Here is an 18,897-nt window from a genome sequence, read left to right as displayed (position 1 = left end):
ATAGACATAAATCAGCCTCTTTTTAGTTTGTTTTGAAATCCAGCACTCATTCTCTGAAATTCAGCATTCATTTCTTCTAATTGATTTAATTTTTCTGCTGTTATATATTTTTTGTGATTTGCAATCAAAAGTTGAGTTCCCAATTCGAAAGAAGAACCGAGTGAAATATCAATGAAATGACTAAAAGACTTATTAGTTCTTGCGCTTCCTTCAGCAATATTTGAGGGCATTGAAACGGAGCATCTAGAAATTTGCGAGCTTAAATCATATCGTTCATGTTTTGGGAACGAATCGACCAAGTCGCTTACTTCAAATGCTATTTCAATTCCTTTCTGCCAAATTTTAAGCTCTTTATAGTTATGTCTTTTCATGAGATATGAACTAGTCTTTCATCTTTTTTCTTTCATCTTTCAGTCTTTACGAAAGAAACTCATAAATTCCGCAGGCTCCCTGTCCGGTTCCTACGCACATGGTTACGATACCATATTTGTTTTTCATATCGCGCTTACGCATTTCATCAAAGAGTTGGACGCTCAGTTTTGCACCTGTACAACCTAAGGGGTGACCTAAAGAAATGGCCCCACCATTAACGTTGGTGATATCGGGATTCAAATTAAGCTCGCGAATTACGGCTAGTGATTGACTAGCAAAAGCTTCATTCAATTCTATAAGATCGATATCTTTTTGATCCAGGCCAGCTTGTTTCAAAGCTTTCGGAATTGCCTTTACTGGTCCTATTCCCATGATTCTAGGAGGTACTCCTGCTGCGGCAAAGTTGACCATGCGCGCAATGGGCTCCAGGTTTAATTCCTTAACCATCTCCTCACTCATTACCAGCACCATGGCAGCCCCATCACTCATTTGTGAAGAATTACCAGCGGTAACTGAGCCACCGTCAACAAATACGGGTCGCAGTTTAGCCAATACTTCCAGCTTAGTATCGGCGCGAGGACCTTCATCTTTATTTACAGTGTAAGTACGTGTTTCTTTCTTTCCAGCATCATTAAGAAAAGTTTCCTCTACTTCAATCGGGACGATTTGATCTTGGAAACGACCTTCTGCTTGTGCTTTGAGTGCCTTTTGATGCGATTTGTAGGCAAACTCATCCTGATCTTCTCTGGAAACATTGAATTCTTTAGCGACGGCCTCAGCGGTTAAACCCATTCCCCAGTAATAATCCTCGTTACCGGCTTGAGCCACCTTATAATCAGGAGTGGGTTTATAACCTCCCATAGGTATGTAGGACATGGACTCAGCACCTCCTGCGATGATACAATCTGCCATTCCAGATTGGATTTTTGCAGTTGCCATGGCGATGGTCTCGACACCGCTTGCACAGTATCTATTCACCGTAACTCCAGGTACATCATCGATTTTCAGTCCCATAAGGGAGATCAACCGTGCCATGTTTAAGCCTTGCTCAGCTTCGGGCATTGCGTTACCTACGATAACATCGTCAATGCGTTTTTTATCGAGACCTGGTACATCTTTCAAAAGTGCCTCAATAGTTTCTGCTGCCAGCTCATCTGGTCTTTTAAATCTAAATACTCCTCTGGGAGCTTTTCCTACAGCTGTTCTTTTTGCTGCGACTATGTATGCGGTTTTCATATTTTAACGACTATTGACTGATTGACGACGGACGACCGACTAGTCTTTCAGTGAGTTCATGAATTTTATTATTTGATTTTGAATTTTTTGGATTTTCTCCGAAAGGTGATCAAACGTTTCTCTAGATAAATAATTAACTTCAAAACTTACTATTAGTTGCGTTTCCCATTCAAACGCTGACCCCAACGCTGTTTCAAGATATTGTCTGAAATGTCTGTTCCTGGATCGAGAAGTTCCTTCAGCTATATTTGAAGGAATTGAAACAGCACTTCGTTGCAACTGACTTGACAAACCAAACCTCTCTTCTTTCGGAAAAACTTTGGTCATCGCGTAGGTTTCTTTAACCACTTGAATTCCCTCTTTCCAGATATTCAGCTTTCTAAAATTGTGTTGTATCATTTTATCTTCAATTTGTCGGTCGTCAAATGTCAATAGGTCGACCGTCAAGAAATTGATCTTTGCATCAATTTCTAAGAGGTTTCCCTTTCTGAATCATGTGTTGCAGTCTTTCTAGTGTTTTGCGCTCACCTGTAAGGCTCAAGAAGGCCTCTCGTTCTAGATCCAATAAGTATTGTTCAGATACCATGGTAGGGGCACTCAAATCTCCACCGGCCATTACATAGGCAAGCTTATTGGCGATTTTCCTGTCGTGTTCAGAGATGTATTTTCCAGCTTCCATCTGATCGGTTCCTACGAGGAACATTCCTAGAGCCTGTTTACCCAGTACCTTGATGTCTTTGCGTGGAGCGGGTTGTGTATATCCTTTGTTTGCCATGAGGCGTGCCTGCGCTTTCGCGAAAGCGATACGTCTATTATCATTTACGACAACTTGATCCAAACCTTTTCTCAGAATGCCTAGATCGTAAGCTTCATAAGCACTTGTAGCTACTTTTGCCATACCGATGGTTAGAAAGTGCTCTCTCAAACGGTTCAATTCAACATCATTCTCTTCAAAGGTGTCACTAGCGCGTAGCGCCATTTCCTTAGAACCTCCACCGCCTGGGATTACTCCCACACCAAATTCTACCAATCCTATGTAGGTCTCAGCACTCGCAACAGCCATATCACTATGCATAGTCATCTCGCAGCCTCCACCCAGAGTCATTTGATGAGGAGCGACGATAACTGGTACACTACTGTATCGCAGGCGCATTACGGTGTTCTGGAATTGTCTGATCGCCATGTTGAGCTCGTCATATTCCTGCTCTACCGCCATCATAAAAATCATCCCGATGTTTGCACCTACTGAAAAGTTAGCTCCATTATTTGCAACCACCAGACCGTCAAAGCGATCCTCAGCAATATCAATGGCTTTGTTCATTCCAGCCAGAACATCGCCACCGATGCTATTCATTTTAGAAGTGAATTCTACATTTAAGATACCATCACCTAAATCATGAACAGTTACTCCTGAATTTTTGAAAACTGGCGATTGCTCTCTCAAATTATCAAGAATGATCATGCTGTCCTGACCTGGTTTCTTCACATAGTCTTTATCTGGTATGGAGTAGTAGTAGGTGTTACCATTTTTAACAGTGTAGAAACTCTCAAATCCCTTATCCAGCATCTCTGTGACCCAGCTTGCGGGCTCTTTACCGATGGCCTTCATGAGTTCAACACCTTTTTTGATCCCTACAGCATCCCAAACCTGAAAAGGTCCATGTTCCCAACCAAAACCGGCGCTCATCGCATCATCAATTCTGTAAAGCTCGTCTGAAATTTCAGGGATGCGGTGTTGCACATATGCAAAAAGCGATGCAAAGCTTTTTCTGTAAAACTCTCCAGCCTTGTCTTTACCGTTTATTAATACTGCAAAACGATCAGCGACTTTATCAATAGATTTAGTCATTTCAAGGGTGGCAAACTTTGCTCTGCCTTGATTCTCGTATTCCATAGAATCAAGATTGAGAGCTAGAATTTGTTTCTTACCGTCCTTATCAACCTCTTTTTTATAGAAACCTTGACCTGTCTTAGAACCTAACCATTTATTTTCCATCATAGTGTTGATGAAATCTGGTAATTTAAAAGTGTCTCGATGTTCATCCTCAGGGCAGTTTTCATAAACGCCATTTGCCACATGGACTAGGGTGTCGAGACCTACTACATCAACAGTTCTAAAAGTAGCTGACTTCTGACGGCCGATCACCGGACCGGTGAGTTTATCAACTTCAGTTACCGTGAGCCCCATTTTTTTCACTTGGTGGAAAAGACTCTGTATACTAAAAATACCGATACGATTCCCTATAAATGCTGGAGTGTCTTTTGCAAGCACTGATGTTTTACCTAGGTAGCGGTCTCCATAATCCATTAAGAAATCAGTGACTTCTGATTTACAATCTGGACCAGGAACAACTTCAAACAGTTTTAAGTATCGTGGTGGATTAAAGAAATGTGTTACTGCAAAATGTTTTCTGAAATCCTCGCTACGGCCCTCATTCATAAAGGCGATAGGAATTCCAGAAGTATTTGAAGTGATCAGCGTTTCAGGTTTACGATACTTCTCAATTTGCTCAAAGACTGATTTTTTAATATCAAGTCTTTCAACTACCACTTCTATGATCCAGTCAGTATCTGCAATTTTCTTCAGATCATCTTCAAGGTTACCAGTCGTGATACGTTTTGCAAATGATTTGTCGTAAAGTGGTGCCGGTTTACTCTTTATAGCAGATTGCAGGTTTTCATTTACCATGCGATTGCGCACAACCTTATCCTCTAGAGTTAATCCTTTTGACTTTTCTTTATCGTTAAGTTCTCTAGGTACGATGTCCAGAAGGAGCACCTCGCAACCTATATTAGCAAAATGGCAGGCGATCCCGCTTCCCATGATACCAGAACCTATAACGGTAACGTGTTTTATTCTTCTTTTTCCCATATTATTTAGTCGCTAGTATTGTTTGTTTTTTAAAAATCTTTTTTGAACAGACTATCTCGTTAATTTTATAAGCTACCTCCAGAAAAGTTTTAATCTTTTCAGCCTCTATTTCTTCTCTGACCTTCTTATCAAAGGTTTTTACCACTTCTTTTGAGAACTCTCTCATGTCTTGCCCAAAATCGGTAAGGTGTATTAAAACACTGCGTCCATCTTCTGGGTTACGTTTGCGTTCAATTAGGCCCTTATCTTCCATCATTTTGAGGGTTCTGGAAAGTGATGTCGCTTCCATTCCCATTTTGGGTCCTAATGCTGTTGATGGCGTACCATTTTCTGGATCGATGCTTATGAGTGCAAATCCAGTCGCCATGGTACTTCCTTTAGTTGCAGCCTGCTCGTTATACATCTTTGAAATGGACATCCAGGTCGTCCTTAATATATAATCTAAAGTTTTGTCTCTCATCTATTACGATTGCGTAGGCAAGATAAGAACTTTTACTATGCGTGCATAGTAAATTTAGAATATTTTTAAAATTAGGTCTTAAGTACTGAAAATAAGTAAATTAAATGTTAGGAAAAAATCAAATTAATCTCAGTGAAGGTAAACATAACCAGATTTTGGTTCTTTTTCGGCCTCATTAAAATCAAGAATATAAAAATAGGTCCCAGATGGAAGAACTTCTCCTGTACTGAGTAATCCAGTATTTGCTGTACCGTTCCAAGGAGAATCGTCATTGTCTCCTTCCCAAACTTTTGCTCCGTATCTATTGTAAATGGAAAGTTTATGATTGAAGTATATATTTCTTAATCCGGTGATGACAAATTCATCATTTTTCCCATCTTCATTAGGAGTAAGAATGTTGAATATTTCAACGTCACAGTTTTCTATCGCTAGATAGATGGGGAGGATTTCCTCACAATTATCATTGGCAATGTGCACGGCAATGGTCTCAGGATTAGTTGTGTTGTTGATGGCTGAGATATCTGTAATAGGAGAGGTCTGGTTCTGGGCGTGCTCTTCTGAAGGATATAATTCTATAGTTTGATTATCAACATCTTGTTCAAGCTCGGTGATCACTGAGGTTAAATCAAATGTGCCGATTTCAAAACCTTCGTTACAAACGGTAAAACTGTCTTGAAAAGGATTTACGACCACATCTGGAAAAACAGAAACTGTTATACTCTGAATAGTCACACCAAAGGCTGTAGTTATCTCTGCTGTAACAGTAAAATCTCCCGTAGTGGTAAACGTGTGTTCTGGGTTGATTAGAGTAGAGGTATTGTCATTCCCAGACGCAGGATCCCCAAAATTCCATTCTATGGATAGAATAGAATCAGGGGAACTAGCGCTAAACTGAGCAGGATCACCCAGACAGCTGTCTTCGCCATTAATGTCGGCATTTACAATAAAGGATTGAACAAATATGGGCAGCCCATATTGTGACAAAGTGCCTGGAGCAAGAGCAAAAGCATTTTGTTCATAGGTCGCATTTGGATCATTTGGGTTCTCAATGCGTGCCAGACTTTCTAAACCGATCGTCGCATGGTAAATATTCCCATCTAATCCTATTTGTAAAGCTCCTCGTAGCGTATTAGTATCATCGGTATAAAGAACTTCTTTTGAAGCAGCGATGTTTGATGATGTGAGGTCAAATCGCTGAATCTCCGCTCGATCTAAATTGATTACCTGAGTAGTGGAGGGAATCAGATAATCTGCCTCAGTATATAGATATCTATTGTCACTAGAAAATTCCACACCGTAATAGGAACCACCATCTTGTTTAGTAGCGAGTGGTACAGGATTAGAAACGATGCCCGTTGCGTTATCAAAATCATAGAGATACAATTCACCACCATTATTGTAAGCTAGGCTTCGCGCGGTAGTTACATCAGTAATTCCAGAAAATTCACTTGTCGAATTATTGCTGAAATGTGCCGCGACAAGTTTATCACCAGCAGAATTTAATTTTATATAACCTCGCATTGCAGAAACATCTACATTAGTAATACTAGAAGTAATCAGCTCTATAAAAGGATCTACGGTAGAGACTACGGGCGAGGTATTCAAACCGCTACTCGTTAGTTCATAGGCATAGAACCTGTCTTCAAATTGCGTAAGGATCCAGTAGCCATCATCTGTTGCGTTTTTAACTGATGTCAATTTCTCTGAGGTCAGTGTCAAAAGATTGATGTTCTTCTCAAAGACATCTATATCTCCGTTGCCGTTATCTAAATTCATGTCCACAACACTGTAAAACATGCCTTCATTGTTGCGATATCGGTTATCGTCAGTATCCACGGTAATGATATAGTATCTTGAAGGATCGTTAGGAATAGGCACGATAATCGCGCTACTGGTACTGGAACTATCTCCTTTGAGGTCATCACCGTTAGGCATCAACGCGTTATCGCGATTATAAACACTCGTTCCATCTGTGTAAAAAAGAAGGTTTCCCGATCTATCAGATATGGTTGCACATCCTTCTAGAGTTACAATTTGCCCGTCAGACAAAGGTTGTGGTGTTCCCGAGCTGAAATCAATTCCAGCGTTTATCCCAAAATACCAGCAGGAGGATTCCTGTTGCGCTTTCGCGAAAGCACACAGCAAAAAAAGCATCCAAAACACCTTGTATTTCATAGTGAGGTAAAGGTATTTATTTAAAATTACTCTTTACCAAAGTTAAAATGTGTTCAGTAGTTTTATGATTGTTACGCTTTCGCGAAAGCGAAATCAGAAAAACTATCTCTTCAATGAGAAGTGACCTGAGAACTCACTCCCATCTGTAAGCGTCGCTCTGAACCAATAGTCGCTCGATGGCAGAGGCTGACCGTTGAAAGTTCCATCCCAGCCAGGACCTGAGGGCGTGACTCGAGTCAATAATTTACCGTATCTATCAAAAATGAAGACTTCGGCTTCCGGTTCCAGCATACCGTCAGTTCCTTTCAAATTCCAGAAATCGTTGAACCCATCATCATTTGGGGTAAAAAATCTAGGGTAGCCTAAAACGGCAAAACGTGTAGTGGCTTCTCCACAACCTAAACGATCCAGTACTACCACGTCATAAAATCCAGCTCTCAAATCATTAAAAACAGGGTTTTCTTGAAAGCCAAATCCGTCCTCAATACTGAAAACGTAGTCACCGCGCCCACTCACCGAGATAGCAACATTGCCTGAGCGCCCGCCAGAAACAGCATTGCTCACGCTTATTCCTTCAATCGTGGCAACCTCACTTAAAATGACCTCCACTTCCCTGATCTTGGTACAATTGTTTTCATTAGTTACAATTACCTCGTAGGTGCCGCTTGCATCTATCTCTATGGCCTGGGTGGTCTCACCCGTACTCCATAAATAGGTGAAGTCTGTCTCAATAGCACCGGCAGGCAATCCAGCGTCTATGGTAATGGGAGGTTCTGGCGTACCACAGTTTCTTATAAATTCGTAGGTCTCGATTTGTGGTAACTCATTTACAATTAGCGTGACCTCACCAAAACCGAAGCAATTACCATCTTCAGACTCTGCTCTTGCATAGATAAGTTGTCTACCTGCCGTCGTGTTTGTGTAGAATCGAGGCAAAGGATTTTGCTCTGTTTGCGCGCCTTCAAGTGTTTCATAGTAATTTACGGTAACGTCACTTGGAGCGTTTAATAATACGACATCGTTTGCTGTAAAGAGATCAAATTCTGTAAACCCGTCTTCAGTCCCATCATCATCACACAGTTCAAGAGTTGTATCTTGAGCATCACTTGCGCTTACGTCAAGTGTTACCTCAGAGACACTGAAACAACGTGTGGACTCGTTTTCTACACGAGCAAAAATCACCTGCGATGGAGCAGTGTTTCTATAACTCACAGGATTAAGGGCATTCTGAAAATCACCAGTTTGTGCTTGATTTCTGGTTGCGTAGTAACTCACTTGAACGCCCATTGCATTATCTGAAATGGATTCATCAAAACTTTGTAGGGAGAAAATCGTTCTACGGTCTGCGATTCCATCTTCATCACATTGGAAAGCAGCAAAATCAAGAGCTACTGGTTTTGGATTGACAATCAATTCAAAAGGTTCAGAAACATCCGCACATTGGTCAGTCAGCCTATTTTCAATGCGAGCGTAAATAGTTTGACTAAAAGGATCTTCATTTCTATAATTTGAGGCGTTGGTTATTGGATCATCACCAGATTGTGCATCAGCTTGAGTTCTATGATATGTGATAACAAAATCCGCCGCGTTTTGGGCAGTACCTAGAAGATCACTGTTTTGCTGTGTAAGGTCAAAATTTACAAACCCATCAAAATCGTCGTCGCATTCTTCTAAGTTTTCAAGTGGATTAGCAACTGGTTGAGCGTAGAGAGTGATATCAACACTCGCTGTGTCAAAACAATCCTGGTTATTTATATTGAAAATTTTTGCAACAACCGTTACCATTCCAGTGGTGATATCTAAAGAACTGGAGAGCTCATTTTCATTATTCTGAGCATCATTGATATTATTATAGTAGCGTATCTCAAATTCTTGGGTGTTTTGTGAGCCTCTAACTAACTGACCTACCTCTGCATCTAAATCTATGGTTTCGTCACCACTTAGATCTAGATCACAAACTTCTATATCACTGATTTGGGCCGCAACTGGCACGTTATAAATTTCGATGTTCGTCCGGTAAATTCTCGTTGCTCCAGCTGTGTTCAAGGTAAGCTTTACTTCATACTGACCTGGACTGGAATAGGTGTAGGAAGGATTTTCTATGGTGGAAGTTCCAGTTCCATCTCCAAATTCCCATAGAATGGAATCTGGTAGCGTATCTGCCTCAAAGGAAAATGTTGTTGCATTGCCTAAACATAAGTTTTCTACATCAATTGCGGCAAAGAAACTTTGAATGAAAGGAGGTAGACCCTGAGTTGACAATTTACCACTAAGAGGTATAGCATCATGAACGTAATTACACGCTGTACCACGAGCATTAGGATTATTGATTACTCCTAAAAACGGATAACCTGTATCAAAATTTTCAGATAGAGACCTATATATCCTACCGTCAATACCCAATTGCATTGCGCCTCTATAGGTATTAGTTTGATCGACAATTATACTATTTCTAATATTGTCTTGAGATATTGCGGTATTATCTGATAAGTCAAATTGATAGAGAGCAGCCGTTTGTTGTGATAATGGGTCACCTGCAGTACCAGCTCTAACTGCTGAAACATATAATAAACGTCCGTCGGGTGAAAATTCTGCGCCATATCCTTGATTAGCAGCACTACCTGTTAGGACTAGTCTTCTCTCATTGCTTACGATACCCGTCGTTCTGTCGTAGTCGTAGAGGAAAGTACCGTCTCCCATATTGCAGCTCACTAAAAATCGTCCATTTGCAGAAATCTTCAAATAGCCACGAGGGTCGCTTATTGTTCGATTACCAAAATTTGCGCTTACAACTGGATTCGGATCAACACCAGAAGCGCTTATGGTAAAAGTGTAAAACGTATTGTAGGCATTTGATGTAAAACCATTGGCATTAGCATAAACAGTGACTAGAATCTCATCTCGAGTCTCATGATTGATTGCTACGATCTTCTCAGAGGTAGTAGCTATAAGATTGTTAGGTTGTGCAATACTAGACGTTACGGCTCCTAGACCAGAATCCAGTGACATATCCACCTCGTAGTAATGTAAACCTGAGTCCTGTGCTCCTGGACCAGCACCATTTGGAGCATCTACGGTAAAGATATAATAGATATTATCATCTTGGGGTTTTGGGATGATTACAGCACTTTGAGAACTTGAAGAATTTCCTTTCAGCCCATTACCATTTTGCATTACCACATGGTTGCGGTTGTACACGGTTGAACCGTCTGTATAAAAAAGTAAATTTCCTTGATCATCACTTATAGCGGTACAACCTTCATTTGTATTGAGCTGCCCATCGGTCAAGGCTGTTACATTTCCTGTAGTCTGATCAAACTGGATTCCTGCTCCGAATCCAAAGTACCAATTTGAAGCTTCAAGCTGAGAAAATAACTGCTGGGGTAAAAAAAGCGATAATGTTATCGCTAGCGCGGCATAAATCCTTTTCATCATCATGCCGCGAATTTAACTCACAAAAGTTATAAATCGCGACGTTTCAACAGCGCATAAGACCAGTATGTAAATAGAAATGTCCAACCAAGGCAGATAACCGTATTCAAAAGTGGTACACTATAGTCTTTAATGAACTCACCTTGGGATATTTGTTCCATAGTTGCTTTAACCAATGTAACCTTAGTAAAAGGTTCAACGATTAAATTTGAGATGGAATGAAGAGGTAGGATATTTCCTAGATATTCCCATATGTCTACGTTGAATCTATAATTCACGTATTGACTTATACCTAGTAGAACCAATTCAAAAATCCCCCATATTCCTATCAATCCTAAAGCAAAAGCACTACGCTTCACGAGTATACCTGCAAAAAGGCACATGCTAAAAAATGTGAGATGGCTTATGAAAAACCCGCCCACATATTGCAAATCTCTAAAAATTAGGGAAGCTTCAGTATAGTCAGAATATAAAAGTCCCAAAACTAATACGGCTAGAACTAATACCACAGTTACGGCGATGGCAAGTGTAAATACAAGATAAAACTTAGATAAGATCAGCTCTTTCTTACTGAGGCCATCAATTAAATTTTGTTTTAATGTTCTATTACTGTATTCACTGGCTGTAATTGAAACAATCACAATGGCAATCAAAAACTTTAAAAAACTTACCATATAAGTGCTCAGATGCCATAAAAAAGGGAAATTGAATACACCTATATCAGCAAGACTCATTGATTGCCCATTGATATCAATACGCCAGGCTCCAGCTGATAATAAAAGTATAATCACAGCTAGATAGATTATAGTAAGTACCTTACTGCTTTTGCTATGTTTGAATTTATGAAATTCTATATCAAGTAATCGTAGCATCTTATTGGTTTTGTTTGGTAAGTTCTATAAACTGATCTTCTAGACTCTGCTTCTTATGAACGATTTTAGTAAGTATCGTTCCTGCCTCATAGGCGCTCTTATTGATTGAAGCTAGATCAGGCTCTCGGGTTAAGGTGACTTCTATGCCCTCCATACCTACTTCATAACTTCCCAGATCATTCTGTTGATTGATAAAGTAAATAAGTCGATCACGATCCTCAGCATCCAAGATTACAGATCCAAAATTCTTATTCATCTCATCTACGCGTCCAGTGTAAAGCATTTTTCCCTGCCTCAATACCACCACGTGGGTACAAACTTTTTCCACTTCATCCAGTAGGTGGGATGCTAGTAAAATAGTAGTTCCTTGCTCTGCTATTTTTTTGATAATGTCGCGTATGGCTCTTATCCCTTGAGGATCCAGCCCGTTGGTCGGCTCGTCCAAAATTAAAATCTCTGGTTCATTAAGCAGCGCACTCGCAATGGCAAGTCGTTGTTTCATACCTAATGAATAAGTCTTAAAAGGGCTATTCTTTCGCTCTAGTAGCCCTACCAAGCTAAGTGTCTCATCTATTCTCGATGGAGAGGCACCTTTTATTTTACAAACCAACTGCAAATTTTGCACGGCACTCATGCTCGGGTAAAAGTTGGGTCGCTCGATAATCGCGCCTATTCGTTTTAAGGCGTCATGAGTAGAAACTGTCCCGCCGAACCATCTATAAGTTCCGCTGGTAGGATTCACTACGTTCAGGACCAAACCTAGCGTGGTAGATTTTCCACTACCATTAGGGCCCAAAATCCCATAAACATGTCCTTTTTCAATTCTGAATGAAATATGGTCTACGGCCGTGAGACCCCCATATTTTTTATGAAGTTGATCAATTTCAAGGATGTATTCCATGAATCACAGTTATTTGTTGTATTATACGACTGGTCAAAAGTAAATTTGTTACCGAATATGTCACAAAAGGTAATAGAAGACAAATTATTGTCTAATAAAAAACCCAATTTCCCCATCGCAAAATCTCTGGCAGACTATGTCAAAAAATACCGCAGGGGAACCTCCATACCAGTTTCCTATGAAGATTTGCTACGCTTCTCGGGTAGTATAACCGTCTATGATAAAAACGATGAAGATACCCTGTGGGTACGCTGTTATTATCCTGATCATGAACGCATCCACATTGATAAGAATCTTAAAAAAATCTATGACATTCTCCACTCAGACGGTAGGGACGAGACCCTAGACTATTTGAGTGTTGACGCTGTAGATTATTGCACATTTGGAAACACAAAACCTTTCCGCATCAAGATTAGAAATACTTTAAATGATGGGTTTACCTATTTCTATGTAAAGCGCGCAGACGCCTCTCGTGTATATGGTTTAGAGCTGGAACACCTATTGTCTCCTCACAGGATCAATTTTCTAGTTTATCAGGATACTCTCATAGAGGAACACATCGCCGGTATTCCTGGTGATGAATTTATTGAGGACTATATGGAAAGTTGTGATCATCAAGAACTCACACAAATCGCAAAGGAATTTGTGAAATTTAATGAGCGTTGTTTGATTCGTTTACTGGGAGATATGCGAGCCTATAATTATGTGGTGATTCCTACACACGACTTTGATCGGGTGAGCTACGCGATCCGTGCGATCGACTTTGACCAGCAGTCTTATGAAGGTCGGCTCAAGGTGTATCGTCCACAATTTTTTAAGGAAAACTTACCCATGGTGATGAACGTGGCAGAGCATCTCAAAAATGAGAGTATCGAGCAATATAAAAAGGAGGAGCGCTCCCTCATCGCAAAAAGATTGATAAACACCCAGACCCGCTACCGCCACCTTATGAAGTGCATGAAAGCCGATTATCTTTCTTCTCCCGCTAAATTCAAACAGCTGCGCAGGGAGTTATTTGACTTCACCGGCGATATTAAATTTAGAAACTGCCGTAATATGGGTGGATTGGTAAGTTCTGCTCTTGAGTTTGTAAGGCGCAATTATTCTGATACCAGCACAAAAAATCGTTTTTAGTACGCTTTCGCGAAAGCGTAACAAATCAATAACCCTATAACAAAGCAATGAAAAATGTTCTAGAAGTAATAAAATCGAGACGCAGCGTATTTCCAGCCTCCTACACAGGTGGTGAAATCAACCGTGATGATCTTGAAGAAATTCTTGACGCCGCACGCTGGGCGCCCAATCACAAGAAAACCGAGCCCTGGCGATACCGTGTTTTACAAGGAGCGGCTCTGGAACGGCTGGGCGCATTTTTAATGTCAGAATTTGAACGCTCTGAAAAAAAAAAGCCCACCCTGAAGATCCGCAAACTGGCCGAAAAGATGGAACAAGCATCAGCTATTGTTCTGATATTTATGAATCGCGATGAAAAAGAAAGCGTTCCAGAATGGGAGGAGATCGCGGCAACCAGCATGAGCGTGCAAAACATGTGGCTCGCAACCTGCGCCATGGGATATGGTGCCTACTGGAGTTCACCGAAATCTTTTGCTGACATGAGCAACCTAAATGAGCTCCAGGTTCAGGATCGTGAACGGTTTCTGGGATTCTTTTTTGTGGGCACTATAGATGACAATGAGATAGAAATGCCAGAGCGACTGAGCGTTAATGAAATCGCTCACTTTTTGAGTTAAATAAAATTATGGAATCATCGTGCGATTAATCGAAGCATTTTAAAATCGTACTTTTGCAAAATATTTAAAAACAGCTATTTGAAAAATTTTGAAGCCTTAGGGCTCTCACAACCTTTACTTAAAGGACTTGCCGAAATGGGATTTGAAAATCCTACTGAAATTCAACAGCAAGCGATCCCCATCCTCATGCAGCATGATGGTGATTTTATAGGTCTGGCGCAGACCGGTACAGGTAAAACTGCTGCATTTGGTATCCCATTACTGGAACTTATGGATACCTCGTCTAAAGATCTTCAGGCGTTGATCTTAGCACCTACTAGAGAACTAGCCCAGCAAATTTGCGGTCAGCTCGAGCTGATGTCAAAAAAAATGGGAAAATTGAATGTTGTTCCCGTTTTTGGTGGAGCAAACATTATGGGGCAAATCAAGGATTTGCGCAGGGGGGCACAAGTTGTTGTGGCGACTCCTGGTCGACTTATGGATCTTATGAAACGTAAGGAGATTTCATTAAATGCTCTGAAATTCTTGATCCTTGATGAGGCAGATGAGATGCTTAACATGGGATTTAGAGAAGATATCGATTACATTCTTTCTAAAACTGATGTAGGCCGCAATATCTGGTTGTTCTCAGCCACGATGGCGAGAGACATCAAGAAGATTGTAGATACCTATATGGTCCAGCCAGAAGAGGTGAAGATCAATAGGGAGCATATTGTAAATACAAATATTGAACACAAGGTAGTTCAGCTTAAAGCTTCTGATAAGATTGAGGCTCTGCGTAGGTATCTTGATTATGACGAAGAGATGTTTGGAGTGGTTTTTTGCCGTACCAAACGCGATACCCAAAAAGTTGCCGATGAGTTAAACAACAACGGCTATTCTACTGAAGCTTTGCACGGCGATATGTCTCAAGCGCAGCGTGATGCTGCGATGAAGCGTTTCCGAGACAAAAACCTCAAGTTGTTGATTGCGACAGACGTCGCTGCGAGAGGAATAGATGTAGATGACATCACCCACGTAATTCACTTTGCTTTACCAGACGATCCAGAGTTTTATACGCACAGATCAGGTAGAACAGCGAGGGCAGGTAAAAAAGGTGTTTCACTCGCGTTAATCACCAAAGGTGATAACCGTAAGCTCAAATTTATCGCAAGCAAACTGGGAATTACTTTTGAAAAAGCTGAAATTCCAGCACTAGACGCAATAACTTCAAAGCGTATTAACAGATGGTCTGAAAATCTGATCAAGCAAAAGGTAAATGACAAGGTAGAAGGTGACTTGCTCAAGGAAGTTCTTGATCACTTTGACGATATTTCTAAAGAGGAACTTGTTGCTAAACTTCTGACTAGAGAATATAACAGTATCTATAAAAGAAATTCCATAACAGATCTCAACGATAGGCGTGAGTATAAAGATTCAGGTGATTCTAGAGATCGAGGAGGAAGACGTAGCCATGGTAAAGAGGAAGGGATGAAGACGTTCTTTATCAATCTCGGCCGCAAAGACAATATGAACAAGGGTGCCCTGCTAGGATTTGTTTGTGATGTAACCGGGCTTACTGGAAATGATATAGGTCGCATAGTTTTAGACGGTGCTCATTCATTCATTGATGTGAAGGACGAGGTGGCTAACAAGATGTCTAAAATCAACGGCGCCGAAAGAGATGGCCGTGAATTGCGTGCTAACGAGCACAAAGGTAAGGTCACCAGCTCAAGAGAACGCAGCGGAAGAGGTAGAGGTAGAAGAGACGATCGAAAACCTACAAGCTTCAAGGGAAGACCTTCCCGACCCGACTCTAACTCTGATGACGCTCCACCTCGCTTTAAGGATCGTAAGACTAAACCCAAAGGTGATTCTTCGGGAAAGAGAGAAGGAAAAAGCAATTCTAACAAGAAAAAGGGAGGTAAAGGCCGCTCTAAGTTTTTTGGAACTAAGTGGGATTAATTTTCCTTAGATTTTATATAGGCGCAGGTTTTGCAAGTGTCAATTTAAATGAGCACTTTAAAATAGTAAGCATACAATCACGTTAAACCTAATAATGTGATTATATGTTTTTCATAACTTGTGCCTAAATAAGAAATCCATGTTTCAAAAGTTCAAAATAGCTCTCCTTAGCATAATTTCTCTTACTGTTCTCATCAGTTGTTCTGATGATTTAGACGATAATATAGCGGCTGGAGGATCGATCAAAAATTTCGTGTGGAGAGGTATGAATGCCTTTTATCTGTATAAGCCTCAAATCGATGTACTTGCTAATGATCGATTTGCAAATACGGCAGAATTAGAAGCTTATCACGATCAGTTTGCCACTCCTGAAGAGTTTTTTCAAACCTTACTTTTTGATCCAGAACGTACAGATCGCTTCAGTATTATCGTGAGTGATTATGTCGCTTTGGAAAACGCTCTTTCTGGAAATACTAAGACTAATGGAATGAAATTCGGTCTCGTAGCTGAAAATGGAAGCTCTACGGATGTTTTTGGTTATGTACGTTACGTTCTCGATGGATCAGATGCTGATGCTCAAGGCGTTCAAAGAGGAATGATTTTTAACTCGATAGATGGGACCAGATTGTCACGTACCAATTTTAATGAACTTCTTGCACCAGATTCTTATACGATTGGGTTAGCAACTTTGAGTGGGGGAGTGACTACCTCTACCGGTCTGGAGATCAGTTTGACTAAAATGGTAATGCAGGAAGATCCTATTCATGTGACTAGTGTAATTGATCAAGGATCACAAAAAGTAGGTTACTTGATGTATAATAGTTTCTTATCTGATTACGATGATGAACTGAATAATGCCTTTGCTGATTTTCAGGCTCAAGGAATTACACATTTAGTGCTTGACTTGCGGTATAATGGGGGAGGAGCCGTATCGAGCGCTATTGCATTAGGAAGTCTCATTTCTGGAAACCCTACCACAGATGTATTTTCTACTGAACAGTGGAATCCTGACGTGCAGCAGGCTTTGAGCGATGCTGATCCCGAACAATTGATCAATTATTTTGTGAACAGCATTGAAGGAAGTAGCTCATTTGCCGCACTTAATCTTTCTAAGGTGCACATCATCACTACAGGAAGTAGCGCTAGTGCCAGCGAGCTGGTGATAAACGCCTTAAATCCGTACATTGATGTGATACAAGTGGGCGATAATACAGCCGGTAAGTTTCAAGCGAGTATTACGCTGTACGATAGCCCTAACTTCAGACGAGCAGAGGCTGATCCTTCACATCGATATGCGTTACAGCCGCTGGTTTTAAAATCTGTCAATTCAGTTGGCTTTACTGATTATATTGACGGACTTGCTCCTGATATTGAGCAGCGAGAAGATTTTGAAAACCTCGGTGAGTTGGGTGATCCTAGTGAGCCATTGCTGGCACGTTGTTTAAATGATATCGCCTTAAATGGCAGGATCCCATCCTCATTCCCGAGATCTAGTGTCGAGCTTCAGGAATTGTCTGGAAGTGAGAAAATGACTTTGCTCGGTGATCAAATGTGGACGGAGTTACCTGAATAAATTTTCAGTAGCACTTTGTGTTTCCGCTTTCGCGCATCGCCGTCGGCAAGCCTCTGGCGACCGAGGGAAAGCAGAACACCTTTAACCCCATCAAATACGATAAACGATAGCGTTGATATTCATACCGGCACCCACGCTGGCAAACATGACTACATCGCCATCGTTGATTTGGTGTTGAGGCATTTTTCCTTTGGCAACTAGATCCATAACCGTAGGTACTGTAGCCACTGAGCTGTTTCCTAGTTTATGGATAATCATAGGCATCACATCAGTCGGGACCTCCATATCATATAGACCGTAAAATCGCTGAACGATGGCTTCATCCATTTTCTCATTAGCCTGATGGATGAATATCTTTTTAAGATCTTTAATGTCTACACCCGCATTTTCCATCGCTGCTTTCATACCCTCAGGAACTTTAGACAGTGCAAAATTATAGATGCGACGCCCATACATTTTTATGTATTGGGTTTTGTCTTCTAGTTGCTGGTTATAGGATTTTTCATTAAAAATGAAATAGGTCTCCTCCTCGGTGTAGGTTGCTGTAGCTTGACCCAAAATTCCTTGACCTGAATTGCTGGGTTCTAACAAGGCTGCACCGGCACCATCACTATAAATCATGCTATCGCGATCGTGAGGATCTACCACTCGTGATAAAGCCTCTGCACCTATAACTAGGACTTTTTTTGCTAGACCACTTTTAATAAAACTATCTGCTTGAGTGACTCCGAGAATCCATCCTGGACAACCAAAAAGAACATCGTAAGCAACGCAAGCCGGATTTTTGATTTCCAGCTTATTCTTTACTCTGCTGGCAAGGCTGGGAACGAGGTCGCTGGTTCCACCGTCTGGCTTAACGTCTCCATAGTTATGAGCTACGATGATGAAGTCCAGATCTTCTTTATCAATTCCAGCATCTTCTATAGCCTTGGCGCCCGCAAAGCTTGCGATATCACTCGTATTTTGGTGCTCTTGTATGTATCTGCGTTCTTCGATACCAGTGATCGCGACAAATTTTTCAATTATTGTAGCATTATCACTCCCAAAAGATGAACCATCCGTGTTGAGAAATTCATGATTCATAAATTCCTCATTTTTCCTAACCACATCGGGTATATAGCTTCCTACGCCAGTAATCTTCGACTTCATTTGCCTCAAAATAATTCAATCTTGGTAAAAAAAATACATTTTACTATGCTAGCCTAATAAATAACCGCCGAAATCTGTTAAAATGAGTTTAGTTTTAAAATTGTTCAATTATTCGCGTAATTCATTGAAAATTATATAATTCAGTGCATAATAAACTTGG

The 18,897-nt window shown here is 40.7% G+C and carries 14 protein-coding genes; 4 read left to right on the top strand and 10 right to left on the bottom strand.

Annotated features, from left to right (window positions below; genetic code table 11):
• Window positions 1-11: 11 nt before the first annotated feature.
• The 9 genes from BST97_RS05100 to BST97_RS05060 form a co-directional block, all read right to left on the bottom strand.
• A complete protein-coding gene (locus BST97_RS05100; RefSeq protein ID WP_085766217.1) occupies window positions 12-371 on the bottom strand; it encodes a four helix bundle protein in 360 nt (119 codons plus the stop codon).
• 46 nt (window positions 372-417) lie between these two features.
• Window positions 418-1,608: an acetyl-CoA C-acyltransferase gene (locus tag BST97_RS05095; RefSeq protein ID WP_085766216.1), complete on the bottom strand. Its 1,191-nt coding sequence runs from the start codon at window positions 1,606-1,608 to the stop codon at window positions 418-420.
• 39 nt (window positions 1,609-1,647) lie between these two features.
• Entirely contained in the window at window positions 1,648-2,040 is a 393-nt protein-coding gene (locus tag BST97_RS05090) for a four helix bundle protein (protein ID WP_245833664.1), read from the bottom strand.
• Between the two features lie 31 nt (window positions 2,041-2,071).
• Complete coding sequence (locus tag BST97_RS05085; RefSeq protein WP_085766214.1) at window positions 2,072-4,480, bottom strand: 3-hydroxyacyl-CoA dehydrogenase/enoyl-CoA hydratase family protein; 2,409 nt, start codon at window positions 4,478-4,480, stop codon at window positions 2,072-2,074.
• A gap of 1 nt (window position 4,481) precedes the next feature.
• Complete coding sequence (locus BST97_RS05080; RefSeq protein WP_085766213.1) at window positions 4,482-4,940, bottom strand: MarR family winged helix-turn-helix transcriptional regulator; 459 nt, start codon at window positions 4,938-4,940, stop codon at window positions 4,482-4,484.
• Between the two features lie 129 nt (window positions 4,941-5,069).
• Window positions 5,070-7,115, bottom strand: coding sequence for a T9SS type B sorting domain-containing protein (locus tag BST97_RS05075; RefSeq protein ID WP_085766212.1), 2,046 nt, complete (start codon window positions 7,113-7,115; stop codon window positions 5,070-5,072).
• A 102-nt stretch (window positions 7,116-7,217) separates the two neighbouring features.
• On the bottom strand, window positions 7,218-10,553 hold the full coding sequence (locus BST97_RS05070) for a T9SS type B sorting domain-containing protein (RefSeq protein ID WP_085766211.1): 3,336 nt from the start codon (window positions 10,551-10,553) through the stop codon (window positions 7,218-7,220).
• Window positions 10,554-10,576: 23 nt separating this feature from the next.
• Entirely contained in the window at window positions 10,577-11,419 is an 843-nt protein-coding gene (locus BST97_RS05065) for an ABC transporter permease (RefSeq protein ID WP_085766210.1), read from the bottom strand.
• A 1-nt stretch (window position 11,420) separates the two neighbouring features.
• Complete coding sequence (locus BST97_RS05060; RefSeq protein WP_085766209.1) at window positions 11,421-12,320, bottom strand: ABC transporter ATP-binding protein; 900 nt, start codon at window positions 12,318-12,320, stop codon at window positions 11,421-11,423.
• A gap of 57 nt (window positions 12,321-12,377) precedes the next feature.
• Between BST97_RS05060 and BST97_RS05055 the strand changes: the two genes are divergently transcribed.
• The 4 genes from BST97_RS05055 (at window position 12,378) to BST97_RS05040 (ending at window position 17,588) form a co-directional block, all read left to right on the top strand.
• Entirely contained in the window at window positions 12,378-13,454 is a 1,077-nt protein-coding gene (locus BST97_RS05055; RefSeq protein ID WP_245833663.1) for a hypothetical protein, read from the top strand.
• Window positions 13,455-13,501: 47 nt separating this feature from the next.
• The gene (locus tag BST97_RS05050; RefSeq protein WP_085766208.1) at window positions 13,502-14,071 is read left to right on the top strand and encodes a nitroreductase family protein; all 570 of its coding nucleotides are present in this window, start codon (window positions 13,502-13,504) and stop codon (window positions 14,069-14,071) included.
• 78 nt (window positions 14,072-14,149) lie between these two features.
• Window positions 14,150-16,015 (top strand): DEAD/DEAH box helicase, encoded by a 1,866-nt coding sequence (locus tag BST97_RS05045; protein WP_085766207.1) that lies wholly within the window; start codon window positions 14,150-14,152, stop codon window positions 16,013-16,015.
• A 139-nt stretch (window positions 16,016-16,154) separates the two neighbouring features.
• Window positions 16,155-17,588 carry a S41 family peptidase gene (locus BST97_RS05040; RefSeq protein ID WP_085766206.1) on the top strand — a complete coding sequence of 478 codons (1,434 nt, stop codon included), beginning with the start codon at window positions 16,155-16,157 and terminating at the stop codon, window positions 17,586-17,588.
• A 90-nt stretch (window positions 17,589-17,678) separates the two neighbouring features.
• Here the strand turns inward: BST97_RS05040 and BST97_RS05035 are convergent, their stop codons facing one another.
• Entirely contained in the window at window positions 17,679-18,737 is a 1,059-nt protein-coding gene (locus tag BST97_RS05035) for a 3-oxoacyl-ACP synthase III family protein (RefSeq protein WP_085766205.1), read from the bottom strand.
• Between the last annotated feature and the right edge of the window lie 160 nt (window positions 18,738-18,897).

The organism is Nonlabens spongiae (genome assembly GCF_002117125.1).
GTDB classification, from domain to species: domain Bacteria; phylum Bacteroidota; class Bacteroidia; order Flavobacteriales; family Flavobacteriaceae; genus Nonlabens; species Nonlabens spongiae.
This window is presented reverse-complemented; position numbering and strand designations above follow the sequence as displayed.